The organism is uncultured Caballeronia sp., assembly GCF_964243625.1.
GTDB lineage: Bacteria > Pseudomonadota > Gammaproteobacteria > Burkholderiales > Burkholderiaceae > Caballeronia.
The window spans coordinates 1-4110 of record NZ_CAXTGZ010000537.1 but is presented as its reverse complement, the minus strand read 5'-3'; the positions used below and the strand labels follow the sequence as shown (position 1 = coordinate 4110).

4 protein-coding genes and 1 pseudogene are annotated in these 4110 nt (G+C 60.8%); 3 read left to right on the top strand and 2 right to left on the bottom strand.

Annotated features, from left to right (window positions below; all coding sequences use genetic code 11):
• A pseudogene (locus ACFFAR_RS26515) lies at positions 1 to 519 on the bottom strand (MBL fold metallo-hydrolase); the annotation flags it as partial.
• Between the two features lie 269 nt (positions 520 to 788).
• Positions 789 to 1556, bottom strand: a complete 768-nt coding sequence (locus tag ACFFAR_RS26510; RefSeq protein WP_375508764.1) for an ArsR/SmtB family transcription factor — start codon at positions 1554 to 1556, stop codon at positions 789 to 791.
• A gap of 138 nt (positions 1557 to 1694) precedes the next feature.
• Between ACFFAR_RS26510 and ACFFAR_RS26505 the strand changes: the two genes are divergently transcribed.
• From ACFFAR_RS26505 to ACFFAR_RS26495, 3 genes are all read left to right on the top strand, one after another.
• Entirely contained in the window at positions 1695 to 1838 is a 144-nt protein-coding gene (locus ACFFAR_RS26505) for a hypothetical protein (protein ID WP_155524226.1), read from the top strand.
• Positions 1839 to 1940: 102 nt separating this feature from the next.
• Positions 1941 to 2468, top strand: coding sequence for an acyl-CoA thioesterase (locus tag ACFFAR_RS26500; protein WP_062167299.1), 528 nt, complete (start codon positions 1941 to 1943; stop codon positions 2466 to 2468).
• Between the two features lie 136 nt (positions 2469 to 2604).
• The coding region (locus ACFFAR_RS26495) for a methyltransferase regulatory domain-containing protein (protein ID WP_174365067.1) at positions 2605 to 4110 on the top strand (1506 nt) is incomplete at its 3' end.

Below are 4110 nucleotides of genomic sequence, written 5' to 3'. Positions count from 1 at the left end.
CTTCGGACGGTGCTGGAAGTAGAGGTCCAGCGCGGCGCGGGCGGCTTCGCGCGTGACCATCACGTCGATGAGGATGACGCCCGTGTCACCTTCCACGATGGTCATGTTGGCGAGATCCAGTCCACGCACCTGATACACGCGATCCGTCACCTTGAAGAGGCCGTTGAACATGTTCAACTGCGCGATACGCCAGAGGCTCGGATTGACGGTGTCCGGCGCTTCGCCCTTCAGGAAGTTGTACTTGTTCAGGTCCCAGCTTGTACGGCCGTCGTCTGCCTTGAACGTACCGGTCGGGATGGTGCCCATGAAGCCGCGTTGCGCGTCCTCGAAGTCGGTCTTGTCGGCGAAGGGGAGTTCCTTGTAGACAGCGAGGTTGTCTTGCCGGGTGATGGCCGTGGCGTCCTTGGCAGGCACGGGGGCGGCTTGCTGCGCAAGTGCGAACGGCGCAGCAAGCATGCTGAGGGCAGCGAGCGCGGTGAGCGTGAGCCTGTGCGGCGTTGTGATTATTGTTGTCTTCATTGAGAGGTCTGGTTGGTTGTTCACGCTTCGGTCCGGTACAAGGCATGTTCCCGACTTGTCAGGATCGGGATCCGGCAACCAGTGGAATCAACTCGGTATCCTAATAAAGCTGTTGGAAATACCGCGTCGTTCACCGGCAGGTAAATCGTCCGGCACCTTTGAAGGACAGCGAACTAAAAACTTTACAGGTGAACCGATTGATAAATTGTCATATTTGGTCGGCTCGCACTCGATGAAACAACTGCCCCCGCTCGAACGCTCAGCTATTTTTATTCACCCCCAAGGACCCCTGCGAAATGCTGTTCGCCCGATGGCGTGACGCGCAGAATGCGTCGCCGGGACGTGGTTTCAACCCAGCCATGTTCCGTGCAGGCATCGAGAAAAGCCGCGCCCAGCGCGCCGCCCAGATGCGGCCGGCGTTCGCTCCAGTCTATGCACGTGCAGGCGAATCGCCGCCGCCGTGCTTTCTGCTCCTTCAGATCGATGCCCATTTGAGAGAACGCGTCGATACCCCGCGCGGTTGCATCGAGAGAAGTGGGCCCGGGGCGCGCGGAGCCGGCCGTGGTTCCCGGCACGCCTTCCAGCCATTCCGATGTCAACATGCGCTCGAAGAGCCGCACCGCCAGTTCGCCTGCGAGATGGTCGTAGCAGGTCCGCGCGTAGCGCATGTCGAGCGGCACCGCCGACGCCCGGCGCGGCGCCTGCCGGTGCGCTTCCACCGGTTCACGCAGCGGCGCGCTGGCCTGCGCGAGATTGGCGAGCGCTTCGATTGCCATGGCGATGTCCGGCGTGGCGATGCGGTAATAGCGGTGCCGCCCGCTGACCTCGAGCGCGAGCAAGCCGCTTTCGATGAGCCGCGCGAAGTGCCCGCTCGCCGCCGAGGGCGAGATGCCTGCGATCATGGTCAATTCGCCGGCAGGGCGGGCGGTGCCGTCCATCAGCGCCCAGAGCATGGCGGCGCGTCCGGGGTCGGCAAGCAGCGCGCCAATCCGCGACAAACCCGGGAACGGGCGTGCATCGTCGTGATTGAGAGTCATGGGAACCTCCTTCGATTGCCTCGACTTTAGCGGCTTTGTGCACGCGATGTTTCACTGCGGCGTGAAGTATCGATGCGTCCCGGGGCACCGGGCTAGAATAATGTTTCATCTTGAAGTGCGGTCTTGCAGGAGCTTGTCATGCTGAAACTGTTGGTTGTGGCGTTGCTTGCGGCGGTATGCGCCGGGTGCGCGGGAGCGTCGGGCGGATCGTCGTCGGCGAGCGGGTCGAGCGGCATCACCATGTACGGCGTGGTGGACGAGGGTATCTCGGTGCGCAAATAGGATCGTTGGATGGTTTGTCGTAAGCCCGTCCGCATTTTGCGACTCGTATAATTCGGCAACTCCACTTGACCGGCAGCCCCGCTGGGCGTGCCTTACAACGACATGAACACTGCAGCGCCGCTTTCGGATTCCACGGATGCCCCCATCAACGATCGGTCGGAAACGACGTTTCGCTTCCTCGCCGAGCCTACGTCCGTCAACTTCGGCGGGAAGGTCCACGGCGGCGCGTTGATGAAGTGGATGGACGAGACGGCGTATGCATGCGCCGCCGTTTGGTCGGGGCGTTATTGCGTGACAGTGAGCGTGGGCAACATCCGCTTTCGCCGGCCCATCCTCGTCGGCAATCTCGTGGAACTCCGCGCACGGGTTGTCGCAACCGGGCGGACGAGCATGCATCTGCATATCTCGGTGCATGCCGGCGATCCGAAGAGCGGCGTCCTGCAACAGACGACGGATTGCCTGATGGTGTTCGTCGCCGTCGACGAACAGGGCAAGCCCGTGCCGGTCCCGTCCTTCGTGCCGGTGACCGACGAGCAAAAACGGCTTGCAAGATACGCGATGGACGTGAAGGACGCACTCGATGCCATCGTGGAGCTGAAGCCGGAAGAGGTCGCGGCCGGCAAGGTCTAGAAATTCGCCGGGCAAAACAAGTAAATAAGACGTTTCTCATTCATGAGTGTGTGCGTTGTCGGCATAGTTCGGCAGCCCGTGCGTTGGCCGCCGAACGGGCTATAGCACAACTCCAAACATGAATGAGGAAACACCAATGACCTGGACAGCCGGCTATAACAGCTCGGTCGCCTACACGACTGGTTACTATCAGGAACAAAGTCCCAGCTTCCTGAACGCATGCCTCGTGATGCAACGCGTACAGCCGCCATCGCTCGAAAAATTCACTTATTGCGAACTTGGATTCGGTCAGGGACTGACGTCGCTCATCCTCGCTGCGACGCATCCGAACGGCGAGTTCCATGCCTGCGATTTCAACCCGCTGCACGTGCTGAGCGCTTCATCCATACGCGACGAAGCGCGCCTGCCGAACCTCACGCTGCTTGAAAACGGCTTTCACGAGCTCGCGCAAGGCAAGGTCGCTCTGCCCTTGTTCGACTACATTACGCTGCACGGCATCATCTCGTGGGTATCGGATGACACGCGGGCGCACATCATGCAGTTCCTCACGCGATATCTGAAGCCGGGCGGTGTTGTGCAGGTGAGCTACAACGCAATGGTTGGTTGCGCGCAGATCATGCCGCTGCAACGGCTGCTGATGCTCGGTGCCGGAAAGGGCAGCGACGCTTGGACGAAGGGCAATGAACTGGTAACGAAGGTGAAGGGCCTGGAAGCGCTGCACTTCGTGCGCAACCCTGATTCGGCGAGCCGCGTGGACGGCTTTCAAAACCTCGATAAAAACTATCTTGTCCACGAGTACCTGCACGCTAAATGGACGCCGTTTCACATCACGGACATTGCACGCGAAATGGCGGAGGCCAAGCTGAGCTTTGCGGGCAGCGCGCGATTTGCACACATGGCGCCCGTTTCGTGGCTGGGTGAAAACCAGCGGAAAATGCTCGAAACGGTCACCGATCCTATCGAAGCAGAAGAGGTGCGCGATTATTTTGCCAACCGGGGATTTCGCTCGGATATCTTCGTGAGGGGCAAAGTGTCGCTCAGTGATATCCGCCTGCGCGAGCAGGCCCGGCACGTTCATTTGTGGGGCAACCCGGCGATGGTCTACAAGTCGGAGGTGAGCCTGGAACACTCCACGATCACGCGCGCTGACACTTTTCACAAGTCATTGTTCGATCTTCTGCGCCGGTCTGAAACCACGCTCGCGGAAGTCTTCGACGCCCCCGAGCTTGCAGGACTTCCGCTCGATGCAATCCTGAAGTTGCTGCGTTTATCCATTGCCATTGGCGAGACGGTCGTCCGTTATGGCCCGGAACAACCGCGTGCCGCAGCGGACCGGCTCAACACCGCCTTGTTTTCGCGGGCCGAGCGCGGAGAGCCCTGGGATGCGCTGGCCGCACCGCGCCAGGGCGGCGGCGCGGGCATCGGCACGCTGGACCAGTTGATGCTCGCGGCACTTCATGAAAAGGCTGATCCAGTGAAGGCGCTCACCAAAGACATTGATGAACTGGTCGCGCGCACGAAGCGCTCGGTGGCTGCGACGGGTCTGAAACTGCGGGTTGGGGACAAGGACGTGGCGGACGACGACATCGACAGACGTCTTGGCCATATCTTCGAAGACTCCGGCAAGAAGCTGCTCGCTTAT